Here is a 16,685-nt window from a genome sequence, read left to right on the forward strand (position 1 = left end):
ATTGGGATCGGCGATACGCCAACTCACGAAGCGCTCGCCGTGCTCGAGGGCTGCCCGAGCATGGAAGGGCTCGACCTCGCGTCGGTGGTGTCGACCCGTGAGGCGTACTCCTGGGGCAAGACGGACGCGACCTTTCACGTCGTGGCCTACGACTACGGGATCAAGCGGAACATTCTGCGCCTCTTCGAAGCGCACGATTGCCGCGTGACGGTGGTGCCGTCGGATACTCCGGCCGATCGCGTGCTCGCCATGAATCCCGACGGCGTATTCCTCTCGAACGGACCGGGTGACCCTGATGCCGTGACCTACGCGCCCGCTGCGATCCGTGAGATCGCGGCGACCAGGACGCCTATGTTCGGGATTTGTCTCGGTCACCAATTGATCGGTCTGTCGTTTGGTGCGCGCACCGAAAAGATGCCGTTTGGACATCGTGGCGGGAACCAGCCGGTCAAGGATCTCGCGACGGGAAAAGTGCTGATTACGTCGCAGAACCACGGTTTCGCGGTGGTCGGCTCGGTTGACGGGGTCGAGGGGGCGCCGGATCTCGCGATCACCCATGTCAACCTCAACGATGGAACGGTCGAAGGACTGCGTCATCGGACGTTGCCGATCTTCGCCGTCCAGTACCATCCCGAAGCCGCGCCGGGACCGCACGATGCGGTTCCCCTGTTCGATAGGTTTCTCGACGCCCTGAGAAATCGTCGTCAGTGAAGTGACCCAAACGCTTGACTGATAAGCACTAACGTCATACGTTCGCTTTCTTCGCTTGATCTTCGATGCGTGCCGGGCGCCCCTGGAAACGGGGACGGCACGTCGACCCTTTGGTAGAGTCCATGACGAAAGCCGATCTGGTTGAGAACGTCACGGCGCGTATCGCGCAGACGGCCGGACCGACCATCTCCAAGAAGGATTGTGCGCGGGTAGTCGACGCCTTCCTCGACGCCATCAAGGAAGCCCTTCAGGAGCAGAAGAATATCGAAGTGCGTGGTTTCGGTACGTTCAAGATCCGGCAGCGCAAGACACGGATGGCGCGCAATCCGCGCACCGGCTCGCCTGTCGAAGTCTCGGCGCGTCCGGTCCCCGTCTTCAAGCCCAGCAAGGAGCTGCGCGCCATAGTGGCTGGCGTTGACGAAAGCATGCTCGAGGATGATGACGCTGAGGAAATGAACGAGGCGTAGGCCGCAGTCGCTCGATTCCGCTTACTACCGGCTATCTTGTATACAACATGAGCATTCCGGTACTTCTCTTCGCGTCCTACGCCGATGCCTTCGGCGCCCGTCGTCTCGACGTGCCCATCGACGTGCCGTGCCAGGTTGCCGATCTTGTGCGTGTCATCCGATCGATGCCGGGCGGTGACCGACTGCCGGCGGCACCCTTGGTCGCGGTGAATCGCACGTGGGTTCGCGAGGATGTCGCGGTGCAGGTTGGCGATGAGATTGCCCTGATTCCTCCGGTGGCGGGCGGATGATGGTGCCCGAGCGCGACGTGCTGCACGTGGCCATCGTGAGCGCCCCCATCGACGTCGGTGCTCTCTTGTCGCGGGCGCAGGCTCCCGGCGTTGGCGCGGTGTCGATGTTCCTGGGCACGGTTCGCGACCTGAACGACGGGCGACCGGTGAGCGGCATGGAGTACGAAGCCTACGGTCCGATGGCCGAGTCGGAGTTACGGGCCATCGCGGAAGAGACGTGCGGGCGGATCGCCGGTTTACGGCTGGTCGTCGAGCATCGCGTGGGCACGCTCGAAATCGGTGAGGCCAGCGTGGCCATCGTGGCAGCGCATGCACACCGTGCTCAGGCCATGGACGGGGCGCGCGATGTCATCGAAGCACTCAAGCGACGCGTACCGATCTGGAAGCGCGAGCACTACCTGAGCGGAGATCGCGAATGGCTCGATCCGACGAAGGTGCAGGCGTGACATCCTCCGAGGCCCTCGTTGCTCCCGTCCTCGGCGAGTCGCACGATCAATTCGGGCGGAAAATCGAGTACCTGCGCATCTCGGTGACCGATCGATGCAACTTTCGTTGTCAGTATTGCATGCCGCTGGAGGGTCTCCCCTGGCTCCCGAAGGCGGACATTCTGCGGTACGAGGAGATCGCCGATGTCGTGCGTCAGCTCGCGCCGATGGGGCTCAGGCGGCTGCGCATTACCGGCGGAGAACCTACGATACGGCCGCAACTTGCGACGCTTGTGCGAATGTTGCGCGACATCCCCGGCATCGAGGATATTGCGCTCTCGACGAATGGCGTGAAGCTGCCGGCCATGGCCGCCGAACTCGCTGATGCCGGCCTCGATCGTGTGAATATCAGCGCCGATTCGCTGCGCCCGGAGCGTGTGGTGAAGATTGCCCGACGAGATCTCCACTTCGATCTCGTCGAATCTGCACGGGCCGCACAGGCCGCAGGTCTCGGCCCGATCAAGATCAACGTGGTTGTCATGCGCGGAATCAACGACGATGAGGTCGCCGACTTCGCCGCGCTCACGCGGGACAATCCGTGGCACGTTCGGTTCATCGAGCTCATGCCGGTGGGCGAGCTGCGCGAGCTGACGTTCGATCATGTCGTCCCGACGGACGAAGTGCTGTCGCGCATTCGGGCGGTCGAGGCGTTGGAACCCGACTCCGGGCCGTCTCGCGGGAACGGTCCCGCCGTGTACTATCGTTACCCTGGAGCTGCTGGAACCATCGGCGTGATTACCCCGATGACGCACACGTATTGCGAGCGATGTAACCGCGTGCGTCTCACGGCTGACGGGCGACTGCGTACCTGTCTGTTCGGTGACCATGAAGTGTTGCTACGCGATGCGATCCGAACCGGCATGCCGCTCGCCCCGCTTTTTATCCAGGCGCTGGCCGAGAAGCCGAAGGCGCATGAACTGCTGCAGATGCGCGTCGGCGGTCTTCGCGCCCTTAGTCAGGTCGGCGGCTGACCGTTCGTGTTGCTCACGTCGGTGCACCACTCTAAGTTGCGAAAGCAATCCTTTCGCTGAGTCGATGCGCAGCTAACCGTCTAACCGGTATTTAGCTAAAACGTCGCTCTTCCGCATCATTTCACTTCGCTCGGACACCCGTTCGGAGAACCGGCACAACATGGTCAATAAGATCACGGTCGTTGGCGCGGGCAATGTCGGCGCCACCACGGCGCAGCGCATCGCCGAGAAGTCGCTTGGACGCACGGTGGTAATGGTGGACGTCGTCGACGGCGTCCCCCAGGGCAAGGCTCTCGACCAGTGGGAGTCGGCGCCCGTCGAAGGCTTCGACACGCGCGTCATCGGCACGAACGGCTATGAGGAAACGGCCGGGTCGGACATCGTCGTCATCACCGCTGGTATCGCCCGCAAGCCCGGCATGTCGCGCGACGACCTGCTCAACACGAACGCGGGCATCGTGAAGTCGGTGTCGGAGCAGATCAAGGCCACGTCGCCGCACGCGATCGTGATCGTGGTTTCGAACCCGCTCGATGTGATGTGCTACGTGGCGAAGCAGGTGACCGGCTTCCCGCGCGAGCGCGTGATCGGCATGGCCGGCGTGCTCGACACGGCGCGCTATCGCTCGTTCATCGCCGAGGCACTCGACGTGTCGGTGCGCGACATTCAAGCCATGGTGCTTGGTGGACACGGCGATACGATGGTGCCACTCATTTCGTACACCACGGTCAGCGGCATCCCAGTCACGCAGCTCATGCCGCGCGAGCAGCTCGACGCGATCGTACAGCGCGCCCGTGACGGCGGTGCTGAAATCGTGAAGTACCTGAAGACGGGCTCGGCGTATTATGCGCCGTCGGCCGGTGCGGTCGAGATGGTCGAGGCGATCGTGCACGATCGCAAGCGCATCCTGCCTTGTGCCGCATGGCTCGAAGGCGAGTATGGCCTGTCCGGCCTGTTCCTCGGCGTGCCCTGTAAGCTCGGTCGCAACGGACTCGAGAAGATCCTCGAAATCGACCTGACCGACCACGAGCGAGCCGCGCTCGAGCGCTCCGCACAAGCCGTGCGCGAACCGATGTCCGTGATCTCCCTCTGAATTCTGACGGGACCGGCGCGATCACCACGGTGAGCGCGCTGGTTTCTTCTTCTGCCCCCGCTTATGTACGTTCTCTCGCGTTTCTGGCAAAGCACGATCGGCAAGAAGATCGTGATGGCGGTGACCGGGATCATCGGGATCCTGTTCGTCATCGGTCATATGACCGGCAATCTGCTCATGTTCAAAGGGCAGGAGGCCATGTATCACTACGCGCTGCTGCTGCGCACCAGCATGCCGCTGCTGTGGGCCGTGCGTATCGGCCTGATCGCCGCCGTCGTGCTGCACGCGGTCGCCGCGTATCAGCTCACTATGCTGTCTCGCGCCGCGCGGCCGGAGGGGTACGCGCAGCGCCGTCCGAAGGTCACCACGTTCGCTGCGCGCACGATCCGCTGGGGTGGCGTGCTGCTGCTGGTCTTCATCGTGCTCCACCTGCTGCAGCTCACGGTCGGCGTGATTCATCCGGATTACGCCGAGCTCGATCCGTACAACAACGTGCGCATCGCGTTGGCGAACCCGCTGGTGGCGGCATTATACCTGTTGGCGATGGCCGCGCTCGGCTTGCATCTGTACCACGGCAGCTGGGCCGTCGTGCGGACGCTCGGTGTGGCGCGACCGTCGGCGCAGCCCCTCAAGCGTCGTATTGCGCTGGCCGTGGCGATCATCGTCGCTGCCGGCTTCATGATCATCCCGATTGCCGCCGTGCTCGGCAAGTTTGCGCCGGCGCCGCCGCTCGCCGAATCATCGGCGGCCACTGCGCTGACCACGCCCGCTGCGGAGACCCACTGATATGCTCGACCTGAACGCAAAGATTCCGAGCGGTCCCCTCGAGCAGAAGTGGGATCAGCATCGCTTTTCGATGAAGCTGGTGAACCCCGCCAACAAGCGCCGGCACAACGTGATCGTCGTCGGTGCCGGCCTCGCCGGCGCGTCCGCGGCGGCGACGATGTCGGAGATGGGATACCAAGTCTCCTGCTTCGTGTACCACGATACGCCGCGCCGAGCGCACTCGATCGCCGCGCAGGGCGGCATCAACGCTGCCAAGAATTACCAGAACGACGGTGATTCCATCCGTCGGCTGTTCTACGACACGATCAAGGGTGGCGACTTCCGCGCCCGGGAAGCGAACGTGCACCGTCTCGCGCAGCTGTCGGTGAACATCATCGACCAGTGTGTCGCGCAGGGCGTGCCCTTTGCCCGCGAGTATGGCGGACTCCTTGCCAACCGCTCGTTCGGCGGCGCGCAGGTGTCGCGTACGTTCTACGCGCGTGGCCAGACTGGACAGCAGCTGCTGCTCGGCGCGTACTCGGCGCTCGAGCGTCAGGTCGCGCTCAAGGGCGTGCAGATGCACACGTTCGAGGAGATGCTCGATGTCGTGGTCGTGGACGGATATGCGCGCGGGATTGTGACGCGCAATCTGCTCACCGGCAACATCACGTCGCATGCGGCCGATGCGGTCGTGCTCGCGACGGGCGGCTACAGCAATGTGTTCTATCTCAGCACCAACGCGATGCTGTCGAATACGACCGCGACATGGCGTGCGTACAAGAAGGGCGCGGCGTTCGCGAACCCGTGCTACACGCAGATTCATCCAACCTGCATTCCTGTGAGCGGCGACCATCAGTCGAAGCTCACGCTCATGTCGGAGTCGCTCCGCAACGACGGACGCGTCTGGGTACCGATCAAGCGCGCCGACAACCGCGCGCCATCGGCGATTCCTGAGTCGGAGCGCGATTACTTCCTCGAGCGCAAATATCCGAGCTTCGGAAACCTCGCGCCGCGTGACATCGCGTCGCGGGCCGCCAAGGAAGCTTGCGACGATGGCCGCGGCGTCGGACCCGGCGGTCTTGGCGTGTATCTCGACTTCGCCGACGCGATCAGTCGCCTCGGCAAGAACACGATCGCCGAGCGTTACGGCAACCTGTTCGACATGTATCAACGCATCACGGACGAAAATCCGTACGGGCAGCCGATGCGCATCTACCCGGCTGTGCATTACACGATGGGCGGCTTGTGGGTGGACTACAACCTGATGAGCACCATCCCGGGTCTGCACGTGGCCGGCGAAGCGAACTTTTCCGATCATGGAGCGAATCGGCTCGGTGCATCGGCGCTCATGCAGGGGCTGGCCGACGGCTACTTCGTGCCGCCGTATACCATCGGTGATTACATCGCCGGCACGAAGCTCGCCAAGGTCGACAACACGCACGCCGAATTCCGCGCCGCGGAAGAGTCGGTACGCACACAGACCAAGCGCCTGCTCGGCATCAAGGGCAAGCGTTCGGTCGACTCCTTCCACAAGGAGCTCGGCAAGATCATCTGGGAACACTGCGGTATGGCGCGCACGAAGGAAGGACTCACCGAAGCGCTGAGGCTGATCCCCGCGCTGAAGGAAGAGTTCTGGAGTAACCTCAACGTGCCCGGCAGCGGTGACACGCTGAATCAGGCGCTCGAGAATGCCGGACGCGTGGCGGACTTCATCGAACTCGGCGAACTGATGTGCCGCGATGCGCTGGAGCGCGAAGAGTCGTGCGGCGGTCACTTCCGCGTGGAGTACCAGGATGCGGGCGAAGCGCAGCGTAACGACGATGACTTTGCGTACGTCGCCGCGTGGGAGTTCGCCGGCGAAGGCAAGGCGCCGATTCTCAACAAGGAACCGTTGGTGTACGAGAACGTGCACCTCTCCACCCGGAGCTACAAGTAATGAAGCTCACTCTGAACGTCTGGCGTCAGCCGGCCTCGCAGGCTCCGGGCAAGCTCGAGATGTACACGCTCGACGGTGTCAGCGCGGACATGTCGTTCCTCGAGATGTTCGACCTGCTCAACGAACAGCTGACCGCTGAAGGGAAGGTGCCGGTGGCCTTTGCGCACGACTGTCGCGAAGGCATCTGCGGCTCGTGCTCCATGATGATCAACGGTCAGGCACACGGCCCCTGGACGGGTGCGGCCACGTGTCAGCTCCATATGCGTGCGTTCAAAGACGGCGACATCATCACGGTCGAGCCATGGCGTGCGTCAGCGTTTCCGATCGTCAAGGATCTCGTGGTGAATCGCGGCTCCTTCGACCGTATCATGCAGGCGGGCGGGTACGTGTCGGTGAATACCGGCGGAGCGCGTGACGCCAACTCGATCCTGATTGGCAAGGATACGGTCGAAGAAGCGATGGACGCCGCGGCCTGCATCGGCTGTGGTGCCTGTGTGGCGGCGTGTCCGAACGCGTCGGCCTCGCTGTTCACGGGCGCCAAGATCACGCACCTCGGCATGCTGCCGCAGGGCCAGCCTGAGCGCGACACGCGGGCGCTGGCGATGGTCGAGCAAATGGACATCGAGGGTTTCGGACACTGCACGCTCGTCGGTGAGTGTCAGGAGGCCTGCCCGAAGGAGATCAGTATCGATGTCATCAAGAAGATGAATCGGGACTATCTGGTGGCGAGCGCCAAGCGACAGGAACCCAAGTCCGCGACGGCTAGCTGAACGAATCGGATGCTTTGGTATGCCCGAACGGGGGCGCGTTGCTTCGGCAGCGCGCTCCCGTTTTTCGTCGTATGTTCTGTCATGCGCGTCCTGCCTCTTTTTCGATCGGTCGTCCTGGTCCTTGCCGCCCCGCTCGCCGTGGGGTGCATCGAACGCGCGCCGGCGCCCCACACCGGAAGTGCTGAGCGCGGCCTCGCGCTGATGACCGCGTTTCGCGACTCGCTTCCGGCGAACAGCGGAAATGCTCTGCGGTGCACGAGCTGTCATCTCGACAACGGCACTCGACCCAGTGCCATGTCGTGGCTGGGTACGGCGGCGCGCTACCCGCGCTACCGGGCGCGTCCGGGCTATGACGAGACACTGGCCCGCCGCGTGAACGAGTGTATTGCGCGCAGTTTGGCCGGACGTATGCTGCCAGAGGATGGCCAGGAGATGCGCGACATGGTGGCGTATCTCGAAACGCTGCGTGCGCGCCCGCGCCCGGCACCGGTCGATTCGGTCAAGCAGGTGGGCGTGGTCGCGCGCGGTGAAGACGGATATGCGGGGCAGTGCGCTCGTTGTCATGGGGCCAACGGGGCGGGCATGCCCTTGGCGCCGGCCGTGTGGGGCAGCGACAGCTACGCCGTCGGCGCGGGGATGGCGCGACAGTTCACGTTGGCCACGTTTCTGCGCCACAATATGCCGTTCGACCAAGCCGTGATCCTCACGCCTCAGGAAGCGGCCGACATCGCCGCGTTCGTGCTGTCGCAGCCACGTCAGGATCATCCCGGGAAGGAGCGAGATTGGCCCAAGGGAGATCCTCCCGTCGATGTGGCCTACACCACCGCGGCCGCAGCCGCAGCGGGAAAGCCATTGCCGCCGGACCGCCCGCTACTGGCCCGTCGCGTGCTCCCGGATTCACTCATTTCTCCCCGCTGAGTTCAGCCATGACACACGACAGAAGCTCCACGACCGGTCGTCGTTCGTTCCTTTCGCGCCTCGTTACCGTCGGCGCGGCTCTTGGGTTCGGCGCGCCGCGCACGATCAGCGCCTCAAGACGGCCGTCGGCAGCATCGGACGATCCGTGGGTTTCGCGACTGAACGGCAAGAACCGCGTGGTGTTTCATTCGCATCTGGCGAGTGATGGCATCGCGCTGCGCTGGGCGCAGACCTATCTCGACACGCAGAAAAGCGCGTACGGCCTCACTGACGCCGAGAGCAGCGTGCTGGTGGGGTTGAACGGTCGCGCGATCGGCCTGCTGTTCAACGACGCGATCTGGCGGAAGTATCCGATCGGTGAGACGCTGCAGATGCCAGGGGTGAGCAATGCGAACGGCGCGCTCGTCGCGCAGCTCATCTCCCGCGGCGTGATCATTCTGGCGTGCAACAACTCGATACGTGCGGCGGGGCAGCGCTTCCTTCCCGAGGCCCAGCGGGGAGATGCGGCGCTGCGCACGGCGTTCGCGGACGACGCCAGGGCAAACCTGCTTCCTGGCATCGAGGTGGTCCCGGCGATGATCGTCACGCTGCAGCAGGCGCAGGACCGTGGCTGCCGGTACATCTACGGCGGTGGCTGACGGCACAGCACGGGTGGCGGCGACCGACTCGTCGCCGCCTTGGCGAGGTCAGATCCGTGGCAACGTGACGCCGCGCTGTCCCTGATACTTGCCCTTCTTGTCGCCGTACGACACGTCGGGCGGTTCGTCCCCCGTGAAGAAGACTACTTGGGCGATGCCTTCGTTGGCGTAGATCTTCGCCGGGAGAGGAGTCGTGTTCGAGATCTCGAGTGTCACGTAGCCTTCCCACTCGGGTTCGAACGGCGTGACGTTCGTGATAATACCACACCTAGCGTATGTGCTCTTGCCCACCGTGAGCGTGAGCACATTGCGCGGAATCCGGAAGTACTCCACGCTGCGGGCCAGTGCGAAGGAATTCGGCGGCACGATGCAGACATCGCCTTCGAATTCCACAAAGCTCTTGGGATCGAAGGCCTTCGGATCCACGATCGAGCTGAGCACGTTCGTAAAGATCTTGAACTCCCGGGCGACGCGCATGTCGTATCCGTACGAGCTGACGCCGTAGGAGATGACGCCGTCGCGAACCTGACGGTCCTCGAACGGTTCGATCATGGCATGCTCACGCGCCATGCGCGTAATCCAGCGGTCAGAGCAGAGCCCCATGAGGCGGAAGGGAAGAGGGTGACCCGTGCGGGATAGGACCAGCCAGTCCAATCCGCGGCGCACGATCGGCGGGAAACATAGTCGAAAGTCCGGCATAACAAACGGACCAGTCGCACCGCGGGTCAAAATCGCTTCACCGGTTACTTGGCGTCACAGACTATGCGACGTGCCGTTGAGTGCAGGCGGTCCTTCTGATATCTTCCACAGGCTGCTTTGTGAATTCTTTCACGAGGACAGGACGCGCCTCCGCGCGACCGTCCGCTAGCGCTTGCGATGCTACGAAACTATCTGCCGGTTTTGCTCCTGTTGGGCTTTGTGATCATCAACGCGGTGCTGATTCTCGGCATCGCGCATCTCACGGTGCGACCACAACCCACTGCCGTGAAGTCGCAGCCGTACGAGTCGGGCATGAGCCCGCTCGGCGACGCGCGCGACCGCTTCTCGGTCAAGTTCTATCTCGTCGCCATGCTCTTCATCGTGTTCGACATCGAGACGGTGTTCATGATCCCATGGGCCGTCTACTTTCGGCAATTGTCCTGTGCGGTTCCGATGGTCGCCGGCGCCTGTCCGGTCGGACAGTTGTCGTTCTTCGGCCTTGGTGAGATGCTCGTATTCGCGACCATTCTCGTCGTCGGCTTTGTCTACGTCTGGAAGAAGGGAGCGTTGACGTGGGATTGAATTCCTCTGCGGAGAGCCGCGTCGTACAGGTCGATCCCGGCGCGCAGGATGGTTGGGTCACATCCCGCCTCGATTTCCTCGTGAATTGGGCGCGCGCCGGATCGCTGTGGCCAATGCCATTCGGGACCGCCTGCTGCGCCATCGAGTTCATGGCGACCGCCGCGAGCCGCTTTGATTTGGCGCGGTTCGGCATGGAGCGCCTCAGCTATTCCCCGCGACAGGCCGACGTGTTGCTGTGCGCCGGACGCGTACCGCTCAAGCTTGCCCCGGTCATTCGTCGCATCTATCAACAGATGCCGCAGCCGAAGTGGGTCATCTCGATGGGTGCCTGCGCGTCCACCGGAGGCATGTTCGACAACTATGCCGTGGTGCAGGGCATCGACACGATCATTCCGGTCGACGTGTACGTGCCAGGATGTCCGCCGCGTCCGGAAGCGCTCATCTACGGCATCATGATGCTGCAGAAGAAGGTCATGCAGGATCGGATGAAGGACGCTACGCGGCACGTGGAGATCGTGCCTGACACCGAGAGCCAGCTCTACATTCCGCCGTCACGCATCGACGAACTCTCGGAGCCGTTCGGGAACTCGGTGCATCAGACGCGGTCGGCACCGTGACCGCGCCGACGGTGTCCGCCACCGACAGCGCCGCGCGGTCTGCGGCACTGCAGGCGGCGATTGCCTCCGACGCCAACGGCGCGCCGATCACGCCCACGAACATCGCCCATCGCGGCGGCCCCGTGAATCCCACGGCCGCCACGCTTGCCGCGCGGTTCGGTGCAGCTATCGTCCGCACCGATGTCACATGGGGCGAAACCACGGTGTTCGTCACGAACGAGGCGCTGCACGACATCGTGCGCTGGCTGCACGACGACCCGAGTGAGCGCTATGACTATTTGGTCGACGTAACGGCGGTCGAGTATCGCGACGCTGATCGTCCGATTGAAGTCGTGTGGCATTTGCGCGCGCTCGCGCGTCGCCGCTTCCTCCGTCTCAAAGTTGAACTGCCGAAGCGCGCGGTGTTGTCGGTCGCATCGATCATGGACATTTACAGCGGCGCGGATTGGCTCGAGCGTGAATGCTACGACATGTTCGGCATCCGCTTCGAAGGACATCCCGATCTGCGGCGCCTCCTGCTCTGGGAGACCTACAAAGAGGGCTATCCGCTCCGAAAGGATTTTCCTTTGCGTGGCCGTTTTAGCCGCGCTGAGCAACTGAAGCAGGCGCTGGCGGCTGACCCCGAAGCGCGTTACTCCATGGAAGAGCTGTCCATCGCTGATGCATTCGATTCGTTGCCCGCAGACATGAAGCGCCGACTCGCTGAACGCGCCGACGGGCACGATGTCGACGATAAGGTCGGCGAATGAGCTCACGTCGCACGATTGAAGTCGCGCTCGGCACGAGCGGGCTCGATGCGCAGGGCCTGCCGTTGCGCGCCCCGCTGGTGGCGCAGGGCGGCAAAGCGGTCGCGCTCGACTCGTCGGTGATGGTGCCGGAGCCCGAGATGGGCTCCGATCACATGCTGATCAACATCGGGCCGCAGCACCCCGCGACCCACGGCGTGCTGCGTCTCGTACTCGAGCTCGACGGCGAAACGGTGGTGCGTTGCATCCCGCACATCGGCTATCTGCATTGCGGCTTCGAGAAAATCGGCGAGTACCGTCAGTACAATCAGATCATTCCGTGGACCGATCGCGAAGACTATCTGAACTCGCCGGGCAACAACGTTGCGTTCGTACTCGGCGCCGAGCGCCTCTTCGGCGTCGGGATGACCGACCGCTGCAAGGTGCTGCGCGTGATACTCATGGAGCTGTCGCGCATCATCTCGCACTTGGTGTGGCTGGGCACCACGTCCGTCGATCTGGGCGCGTTCACCCCGTTCCTTTGGCTGTATCAGGAACGTGAGAACGTGTACAACCTCCTCGAAGGTTGGGTAGGGGCGCGTCTCACGACCACCGCGACACGCGTTGGCGGCATGGCGGCCGACATTCCCGACGGCTGGCTCGACGGCTTGCGCGCGTTTCTGCGCGGCTTCCCGAAGACGCTGGAAGAATCGGTACGCATGCTCGAGACCAACGCGATCTGGGCCGGTCGTACGGTTGGTCTTGGGGCGATGAGCGCCCAGGAAGCGGTGAACGCCGGATTGTCCGGCCCGATGCTTCGCGCGTCGGGTGTAGCCTACGATGTGCGCAAGGACTTTCCGTACCTCGACTACGAGACATACGACTTCGACGTGGTGGTTGGAACGGCGGGCGACGTGTACGATCGCTTCCTGGTGCGCGTGGAAGAAATGCGTCAGAGCGTGCGCATTCTGGAGCAGGCAGTGCAGCGCTTGCCCGACGGCCCTGTGAATATCAACGATCCGCGTCTCATTCTGCCGCCGAAGCACAAGGCGACGAGCGAGATGGAATCGATGATCCACCACTTCAAGCTCGTCATGGAAGGCCCGCGTCCGCCGGCCGGGGAATGCTACGTGCCGGTCGAAAGTCCGAAGGGTGAGAAGGGCTACTACATGGTCAGCGACGGCACTTCCAAGCCAGTGCGCTGGCGTATCCGTCCGCCTTCGTTCGTGAACCTCTCGGCAATCCCGAAGATGGTGGAAGGACATTTGCTGTCGGACGTGATCGTGATCAACGCCAGCATCGACATTGTGATGGGAGAGATCGACCGGTGAGTCATGGCCCCTCCGCCAGCGGTGGCGCGCTCGTCGCGGCCCCGCCGCACGGCTCGCACCACGATGCACCGCACGTACCTGTGTTCGTAGGCGACATTCGGGTCGAACTCGATCGCATTCTGTCGCGCTATCCCACGAAGCAGGCGGCGCTGCTGCCGGCCCTCTGGATGCTACAGGACGCGCGTGGCTGGGTGAGCGAAGGCGGCATCGAAGAAGTTGCCGCGGCGCTCGACATCACGCCCGCCTACGTGAAGGGCGTCGTGAGTTTCTACACGATGTACCACCAACATCCGGTGGGTCGACACTTCATTCAGGTCTGCACCACGACGCCCTGCAACGTGTGCGGTGCCGAAGATGTCGTGAAGTCGCTCCTCGAGCACACGGGATGCGGTGACCTCGGTCTCACCAGTGCCGATGGCCGTTTCACCGTGGTCGAGGTCGAATGCCTCGGCGCCTGTGGCTTCGCCACGCCGATCATGATCAACAACGATTTTGTGGAATCGGTGACGCCGGAGTCGGTGTCGCGGATTCTGTCGGAGCTGAAGTAATGGGGTACCCGCATCCGTCGCATCCACGTGAGACGCCGATCCTGTCGAAGTATTTCGGCGATCCCCAGGCACGCACCCTCGCCGGGTGGCGCGCGCGCGGTGGTTATGAGGCGCTCGAGAAAGCGCTGAACACCGATCCGCAGGAGTTGCAGACTATCGTCAAGGATTCCGGCCTGCGCGGACGTGGCGGCGCCGGCTTTCCGACGGGTCTGAAGTGGTCGTTCATGAAACCTGACGGCAAGACGCACTATCTCTGCTGCAATGCGGACGAGTCGGAGCCCGGCACCTTCAAGGATCGCGAGATCATGCGCTGGACGCCGCACGGCCTTGTGGAAGGCGTCGCGCTCGCCGCGCACGCGATCTACGCGCAGACGGCGTACATCTACATCCGCGGTGAGTTCACCGAGCCCTACGCGCTCGTGTGCGCGGCCGTCGAGGAAGCGTACGCCGCCGGCATTCTCGGTTCGAACGCGATGGGTTCCGGCAAGCACGTCGATGTGCACGTCCATCGCGGCGCCGGCGCGTACATCTGCGGCGAAGAAACGGCGCTGATGAATTCGCTGGAGGGACGCCGCGGGAATCCGCGTATCAAACCGCCGTTCCCGGCCGTGGCCGGTCTGTTCGGCAAGCCGACCACGATCAACAACGTCGAGACGCTGGCTACGGTCCCGTACATCATCAAGAACGGCGCCGAGTGGTACAAGCAGTACGGTCGTCCGGACAATCCGAAGAGCATCGGCACCAAGCTCTTTTCGGTGTGTGGCAACATCAGCCGTCCCGGTAACTACGAAGTCGCGCTGGGATTTCCATTCAAGGATTTTCTGTACGACTTGTGCGGTGGTCCGCTCGAAGGTCGTGAGATCAAGGCGGTGATTCCCGGCGGCTCGTCCGTGCCGATCCTCACGCGCGAGGAGGCCGAGGGAGCCAGCATGGACTACGAAGGTTTCGTCGCGTCGGGCACCATGCTCGGATCCGGCGGCGTGATTGTGTTCGACGATCGGCAGGACATGGTGCGACAGATCGCCCGCCTCACGCGCTTTTACGCGCATGAGAGCTGCGCCCAATGCACGCAGTGCCGCGAAGGCACGGCGTGGATCACGCGCATCATGGAGCGCATCCGCGACGGACAGGGCACGGCCGAGGATCTCGACACGCTGGTGGCTATTGCGGATGGCATGACCGGCAAGACGATCTGCGTGCTGAGCGATTCCTGCGCGACGCCGGTGATGTCCGGTCTCAAGAAGTTCCGACATGAATTCGAGGCGAAGATCGCCGCGAACAAGTCGGTGGTCACCGTACCGGGGGCGTTCCGCGCCTCCGCCGCGTGAGGAACTGATGGCTGATGTGAAGCTGGTATCGCTCACGATCGAAGGCCGTGCGGTCACTGTACCGGATGGGATGTCGATTCTGGAAGCGGCCAAGACCGCTGGCGTGCTTATCCCGCACTATTGCTATCACCCGGGATTACCGGTGGCGGGCGTGTGTCGCATGTGCCTCGTCGAAGTCGAGAAATTCCCGAAGCTGGCGCCGGCGTGCGCCACGTCGGTGGGGGAAGGTCAGGTCGTACACGTACACTCTCCGAAGGCGCTCGAGGCCCGCAAGGGCGTGCTCGAGTTCCTGCTCATCAATCATCCGCTCGACTGCCCGATCTGTGATCAGGCGGGCGAGTGCGAGTTGCAGGACTACACCTTTGCCGAAGGACGCGCCGACTCGCGCTACCGAGAGCCGAAGCGCTTCAATCCCGTGGAAGACTTCGGCGGTGATGTGCTGTACGTACCGAATCGCTGCATCCTGTGCACGCGCTGCGTCCGCTTCATGTCGGATGTCGCGCAGGATCCGGTGCTGAACGTTTCGGAGCGTGGCGATCGCGCCTTCATCGGCAAGGCCGACGGATACGACCTCACGAATCCGTGGGCGGGCAACGTGGTGGATCTTTGCCCGGTGGGCGCGCTGCTGTCGAAAGACTTCCTCAATCGTGCGCGCGCCTGGGAACTCGATCGCGCGCCGACCATCTGCATCGGATGCAGCCAGGGCTGCAATGCCGTGGCGGAAACGCGTGACAACGTCGTCGTGCGACTCAAGCCTCGCGCCAACGATCAGGTCAATCAGTACTACATGTGCGAGGTCGGCCGTCAGGGCTATCGCGAGTTCAATCGTCGCGATCGCGTCGACCAGCCGCTCGTGCGTCAGGGGAATACGCTCGCGATCGCCGAATGGGATGATGCTGTCGCGAGCGCGGCGCGGTCACTCGCCGGACGGCGTCTGGTCGTGTTGGCTTCGGCGAATCTCTCGAACGAAGCACTGTTCCTGTTGGAGCGCACGATCGTCGCCGTTGGCGGTGATGGGGTGTTCCGCCTCGAGCGCGGGGTGGAAGCCCCGCTGCCCGGCGCGCCGGACCTGGCGCTTCGCGGGGAGCGCGCAGCGAACGCCGCGGCGGCGCGTCTGCTCGGGTTCACCGAAACGGCGTCGCTCGGCTCTGCGCTCCGCGAAGGTGATGCGTTGCTGATCGTCGGTGATCCACTCGATGGCGTTGGCGCGGCTGATCTCGATCGCGCCTCCTCGATCGTGTTCGTCGGCACTGCGTTGCCGGCGGCGCTCGACGCGCGCGCGGCGGTCGTCCTGCCGATCACGAACATCCTCGAAGAAGAGGGCACACTGACCAATCTGCGTGGGCGCGTGCAGCGTTTCCTGCAGGCCAAGGCGGCGCCCGGCGTTGCGCGTCCAACGTGGTACGTACTCGCCGACCTACTCGCCGCTGTCGGCGGTGAAAGTCGCTTCTATATGCCGTCCGAAGTCTTTGCCGCGTTGGCCTCCACGCATGCCTCGTTCGCCGGCCTGGACTACGAAGCACTGGGGCTTCGCGGACTGCCCGTCGTCGAAGTGGGCGCTCCCGCCGGTTCCGCCGAGGTGACGGCGTGATCGGTCTTCCGCTCGTTCCGCGGCTCGATATCATCAGCTGGTTTCCTGCGGCCGACCCCCAGCAGCAGCCAACAGCGATCGGCACGTACGTTCTGGCCAGCGCGATCAAGATCATCGTTCTGTTCGGCTTGTATATGCTCGGCGTCGCGTTCCTGACGCTCGCCGAACGGAAGCTCGCCGCGTGGATCCAGGATAGGCGTGGTCCGAATCGCGCGGGTCCCGG

20 protein-coding genes are annotated in these 16,685 nt (G+C 63.6%); 19 read left to right on the forward strand and 1 reads right to left on the reverse strand.

Annotation, left to right across the window (positions count from 1 at the left end; all coding sequences use genetic code 11):
- From ACESNG_RS11480 to ACESNG_RS11530, 11 genes are all read left to right on the forward strand, one after another.
- The coding region (locus ACESNG_RS11480; protein ID WP_373069040.1) for a carbamoyl phosphate synthase small subunit at positions 1-711 on the forward strand (711 nt) is incomplete at its 5' end.
- 122 nt (positions 712-833) lie between these two features.
- Positions 834-1,178 carry an HU family DNA-binding protein gene (locus ACESNG_RS11485; RefSeq protein ID WP_373060769.1) on the forward strand — a complete coding sequence of 115 codons (345 nt, stop codon included), beginning with the start codon at positions 834-836 and terminating at the stop codon, positions 1,176-1,178.
- A gap of 47 nt (positions 1,179-1,225) precedes the next feature.
- A complete protein-coding gene (locus ACESNG_RS11490; protein ID WP_373060770.1) occupies positions 1,226-1,468 on the forward strand; it encodes a MoaD/ThiS family protein in 243 nt (80 codons plus the stop codon).
- Complete coding sequence (locus ACESNG_RS11495) at positions 1,465-1,914, forward strand: molybdenum cofactor biosynthesis protein MoaE (protein ID WP_373060771.1); 450 nt, start codon at positions 1,465-1,467, stop codon at positions 1,912-1,914. The genes ACESNG_RS11490 and ACESNG_RS11495 overlap by 4 nt, the downstream gene beginning before the upstream one ends.
- Positions 1,911-2,924: a GTP 3',8-cyclase MoaA gene (moaA, locus tag ACESNG_RS11500; RefSeq protein WP_373060772.1), complete on the forward strand. Its 1,014-nt coding sequence runs from the start codon at positions 1,911-1,913 to the stop codon at positions 2,922-2,924. The genes ACESNG_RS11495 and moaA overlap by 4 nt, the downstream gene beginning before the upstream one ends.
- Positions 2,925-3,084: 160 nt before the next feature.
- Positions 3,085-4,014 carry a malate dehydrogenase gene (gene mdh / locus ACESNG_RS11505; RefSeq protein ID WP_373060773.1) on the forward strand — a complete coding sequence of 310 codons (930 nt, stop codon included), beginning with the start codon at positions 3,085-3,087 and terminating at the stop codon, positions 4,012-4,014.
- 63 nt (positions 4,015-4,077) lie between these two features.
- Positions 4,078-4,800, forward strand: coding sequence for a succinate dehydrogenase cytochrome b subunit (locus ACESNG_RS11510; protein WP_373060774.1), 723 nt, complete (start codon positions 4,078-4,080; stop codon positions 4,798-4,800).
- 1 nt (position 4,801) lies between these two features.
- The gene (locus ACESNG_RS11515; protein WP_373069042.1) at positions 4,802-6,715 is read left to right on the forward strand and encodes a fumarate reductase/succinate dehydrogenase flavoprotein subunit; all 1,914 of its coding nucleotides are present in this window, start codon (positions 4,802-4,804) and stop codon (positions 6,713-6,715) included.
- The gene (locus ACESNG_RS11520) at positions 6,715-7,485 is read left to right on the forward strand and encodes a succinate dehydrogenase/fumarate reductase iron-sulfur subunit (RefSeq protein ID WP_373060776.1); all 771 of its coding nucleotides are present in this window, start codon (positions 6,715-6,717) and stop codon (positions 7,483-7,485) included. Before ACESNG_RS11515 ends, ACESNG_RS11520 begins: the two co-directional genes overlap by 1 nt.
- 81 nt (positions 7,486-7,566) lie before the next feature.
- Positions 7,567-8,403: a c-type cytochrome gene (locus tag ACESNG_RS11525; RefSeq protein ID WP_373069044.1), complete on the forward strand. Its 837-nt coding sequence runs from the start codon at positions 7,567-7,569 to the stop codon at positions 8,401-8,403.
- An 8-nt stretch (positions 8,404-8,411) separates the two neighbouring features.
- Positions 8,412-9,041 carry a hypothetical protein gene (locus ACESNG_RS11530; protein WP_373069046.1) on the forward strand — a complete coding sequence of 210 codons (630 nt, stop codon included), beginning with the start codon at positions 8,412-8,414 and terminating at the stop codon, positions 9,039-9,041.
- A gap of 48 nt (positions 9,042-9,089) precedes the next feature.
- On the opposite strand, the gene dcd is transcribed toward ACESNG_RS11530, so the two are convergent.
- The gene (dcd, locus tag ACESNG_RS11535) at positions 9,090-9,644 is read right to left on the reverse strand and encodes a dCTP deaminase (protein ID WP_373060779.1); all 555 of its coding nucleotides are present in this window, start codon (positions 9,642-9,644) and stop codon (positions 9,090-9,092) included.
- Between the two features lie 273 nt (positions 9,645-9,917).
- Here dcd and ACESNG_RS11540 point away from each other — a divergent pair, with 273 nt between their 5' ends.
- The 8 genes from ACESNG_RS11540 to ACESNG_RS11575 form a co-directional block, all read left to right on the forward strand.
- Positions 9,918-10,322, forward strand: a complete 405-nt coding sequence (locus ACESNG_RS11540) for an NADH-quinone oxidoreductase subunit A (protein ID WP_373060780.1) — start codon at positions 9,918-9,920, stop codon at positions 10,320-10,322.
- An 80-nt stretch (positions 10,323-10,402) separates the two neighbouring features.
- On the forward strand, positions 10,403-10,939 hold the full coding sequence (locus ACESNG_RS11545; protein WP_373060790.1) for an NADH-quinone oxidoreductase subunit B: 537 nt from the start codon (positions 10,403-10,405) through the stop codon (positions 10,937-10,939).
- A complete protein-coding gene (locus tag ACESNG_RS11550) occupies positions 10,936-11,688 on the forward strand; it encodes an NADH-quinone oxidoreductase subunit C (protein ID WP_373060781.1) in 753 nt (250 codons plus the stop codon). The genes ACESNG_RS11545 and ACESNG_RS11550 overlap by 4 nt, the downstream gene beginning before the upstream one ends.
- Positions 11,689-11,825: 137 nt before the next feature.
- On the forward strand, positions 11,826-12,995 hold the full coding sequence (nuoD, locus tag ACESNG_RS11555) for an NADH dehydrogenase (quinone) subunit D (RefSeq protein ID WP_373060791.1): 1,170 nt from the start codon (positions 11,826-11,828) through the stop codon (positions 12,993-12,995).
- Positions 12,992-13,543 (forward strand): NADH-quinone oxidoreductase subunit NuoE, encoded by a 552-nt coding sequence (gene nuoE / locus ACESNG_RS11560; RefSeq protein WP_373060782.1) that lies wholly within the window; start codon positions 12,992-12,994, stop codon positions 13,541-13,543. Before nuoD ends, nuoE begins: the two co-directional genes overlap by 4 nt.
- Positions 13,543-14,871: an NADH-quinone oxidoreductase subunit NuoF gene (gene nuoF / locus ACESNG_RS11565; protein ID WP_373060783.1), complete on the forward strand. Its 1,329-nt coding sequence runs from the start codon at positions 13,543-13,545 to the stop codon at positions 14,869-14,871. Before nuoE ends, nuoF begins: the two co-directional genes overlap by 1 nt.
- Positions 14,872-14,878: 7 nt before the next feature.
- Entirely contained in the window at positions 14,879-16,462 is a 1,584-nt protein-coding gene (locus tag ACESNG_RS11570; RefSeq protein ID WP_373060784.1) for a 2Fe-2S iron-sulfur cluster-binding protein, read from the forward strand.
- Positions 16,463-16,494: 32 nt separating this feature from the next.
- A partial coding sequence (locus tag ACESNG_RS11575) for an NADH-quinone oxidoreductase subunit H (RefSeq protein WP_373069048.1) occupies positions 16,495-16,685 on the forward strand: 191 nt, incomplete at its 3' end.

It is taken from the genome of Gemmatimonas sp., assembly GCF_041689975.1.
Lineage (GTDB): Bacteria > Gemmatimonadota > Gemmatimonadetes > Gemmatimonadales > Gemmatimonadaceae > Gemmatimonas.

Coding starts and splice junctions, on each gene's coding strand:
- ACESNG_RS11515 (WP_373069042.1), top strand. CDS start 4,802: ATGCTCGACCTGAACGCAAAGATTCCGAGCGGTCCCCTCGAGCAGAAG.
- ACESNG_RS11525 (WP_373069044.1), top strand. CDS start 7,567: ATGCGCGTCCTGCCTCTTTTTCGATCGGTCGTCCTGGTCCTTGCCGCC.
- nuoD (WP_373060791.1), top strand. CDS start 11,826: ATGGGCTCCGATCACATGCTGATCAACATCGGGCCGCAGCACCCCGCG.
- ACESNG_RS11570 (WP_373060784.1), top strand. CDS start 14,879: ATGGCTGATGTGAAGCTGGTATCGCTCACGATCGAAGGCCGTGCGGTC.
- ACESNG_RS11540 (WP_373060780.1), top strand. CDS start 9,918: ATGCTACGAAACTATCTGCCGGTTTTGCTCCTGTTGGGCTTTGTGATC.
- ACESNG_RS11495 (WP_373060771.1), top strand. CDS start 1,465: ATGATGGTGCCCGAGCGCGACGTGCTGCACGTGGCCATCGTGAGCGCC.
- ACESNG_RS11530 (WP_373069046.1), top strand. CDS start 8,412: ATGACACACGACAGAAGCTCCACGACCGGTCGTCGTTCGTTCCTTTCG.
- dcd (WP_373060779.1), bottom strand. CDS start 9,644: ATGGGGCTCTGCTCTGACCGCTGGATTACGCGCATGGCGCGTGAGCAT.
- mdh (WP_373060773.1), top strand. CDS start 3,085: ATGGTCAATAAGATCACGGTCGTTGGCGCGGGCAATGTCGGCGCCACC.
- ACESNG_RS11520 (WP_373060776.1), top strand. CDS start 6,715: ATGAAGCTCACTCTGAACGTCTGGCGTCAGCCGGCCTCGCAGGCTCCG.
- ACESNG_RS11485 (WP_373060769.1), top strand. CDS start 834: ATGACGAAAGCCGATCTGGTTGAGAACGTCACGGCGCGTATCGCGCAG.
- ACESNG_RS11490 (WP_373060770.1), top strand. CDS start 1,226: ATGAGCATTCCGGTACTTCTCTTCGCGTCCTACGCCGATGCCTTCGGC.
- nuoF (WP_373060783.1), top strand. CDS start 13,543: ATGGGGTACCCGCATCCGTCGCATCCACGTGAGACGCCGATCCTGTCG.
- ACESNG_RS11510 (WP_373060774.1), top strand. CDS start 4,078: ATGTACGTTCTCTCGCGTTTCTGGCAAAGCACGATCGGCAAGAAGATC.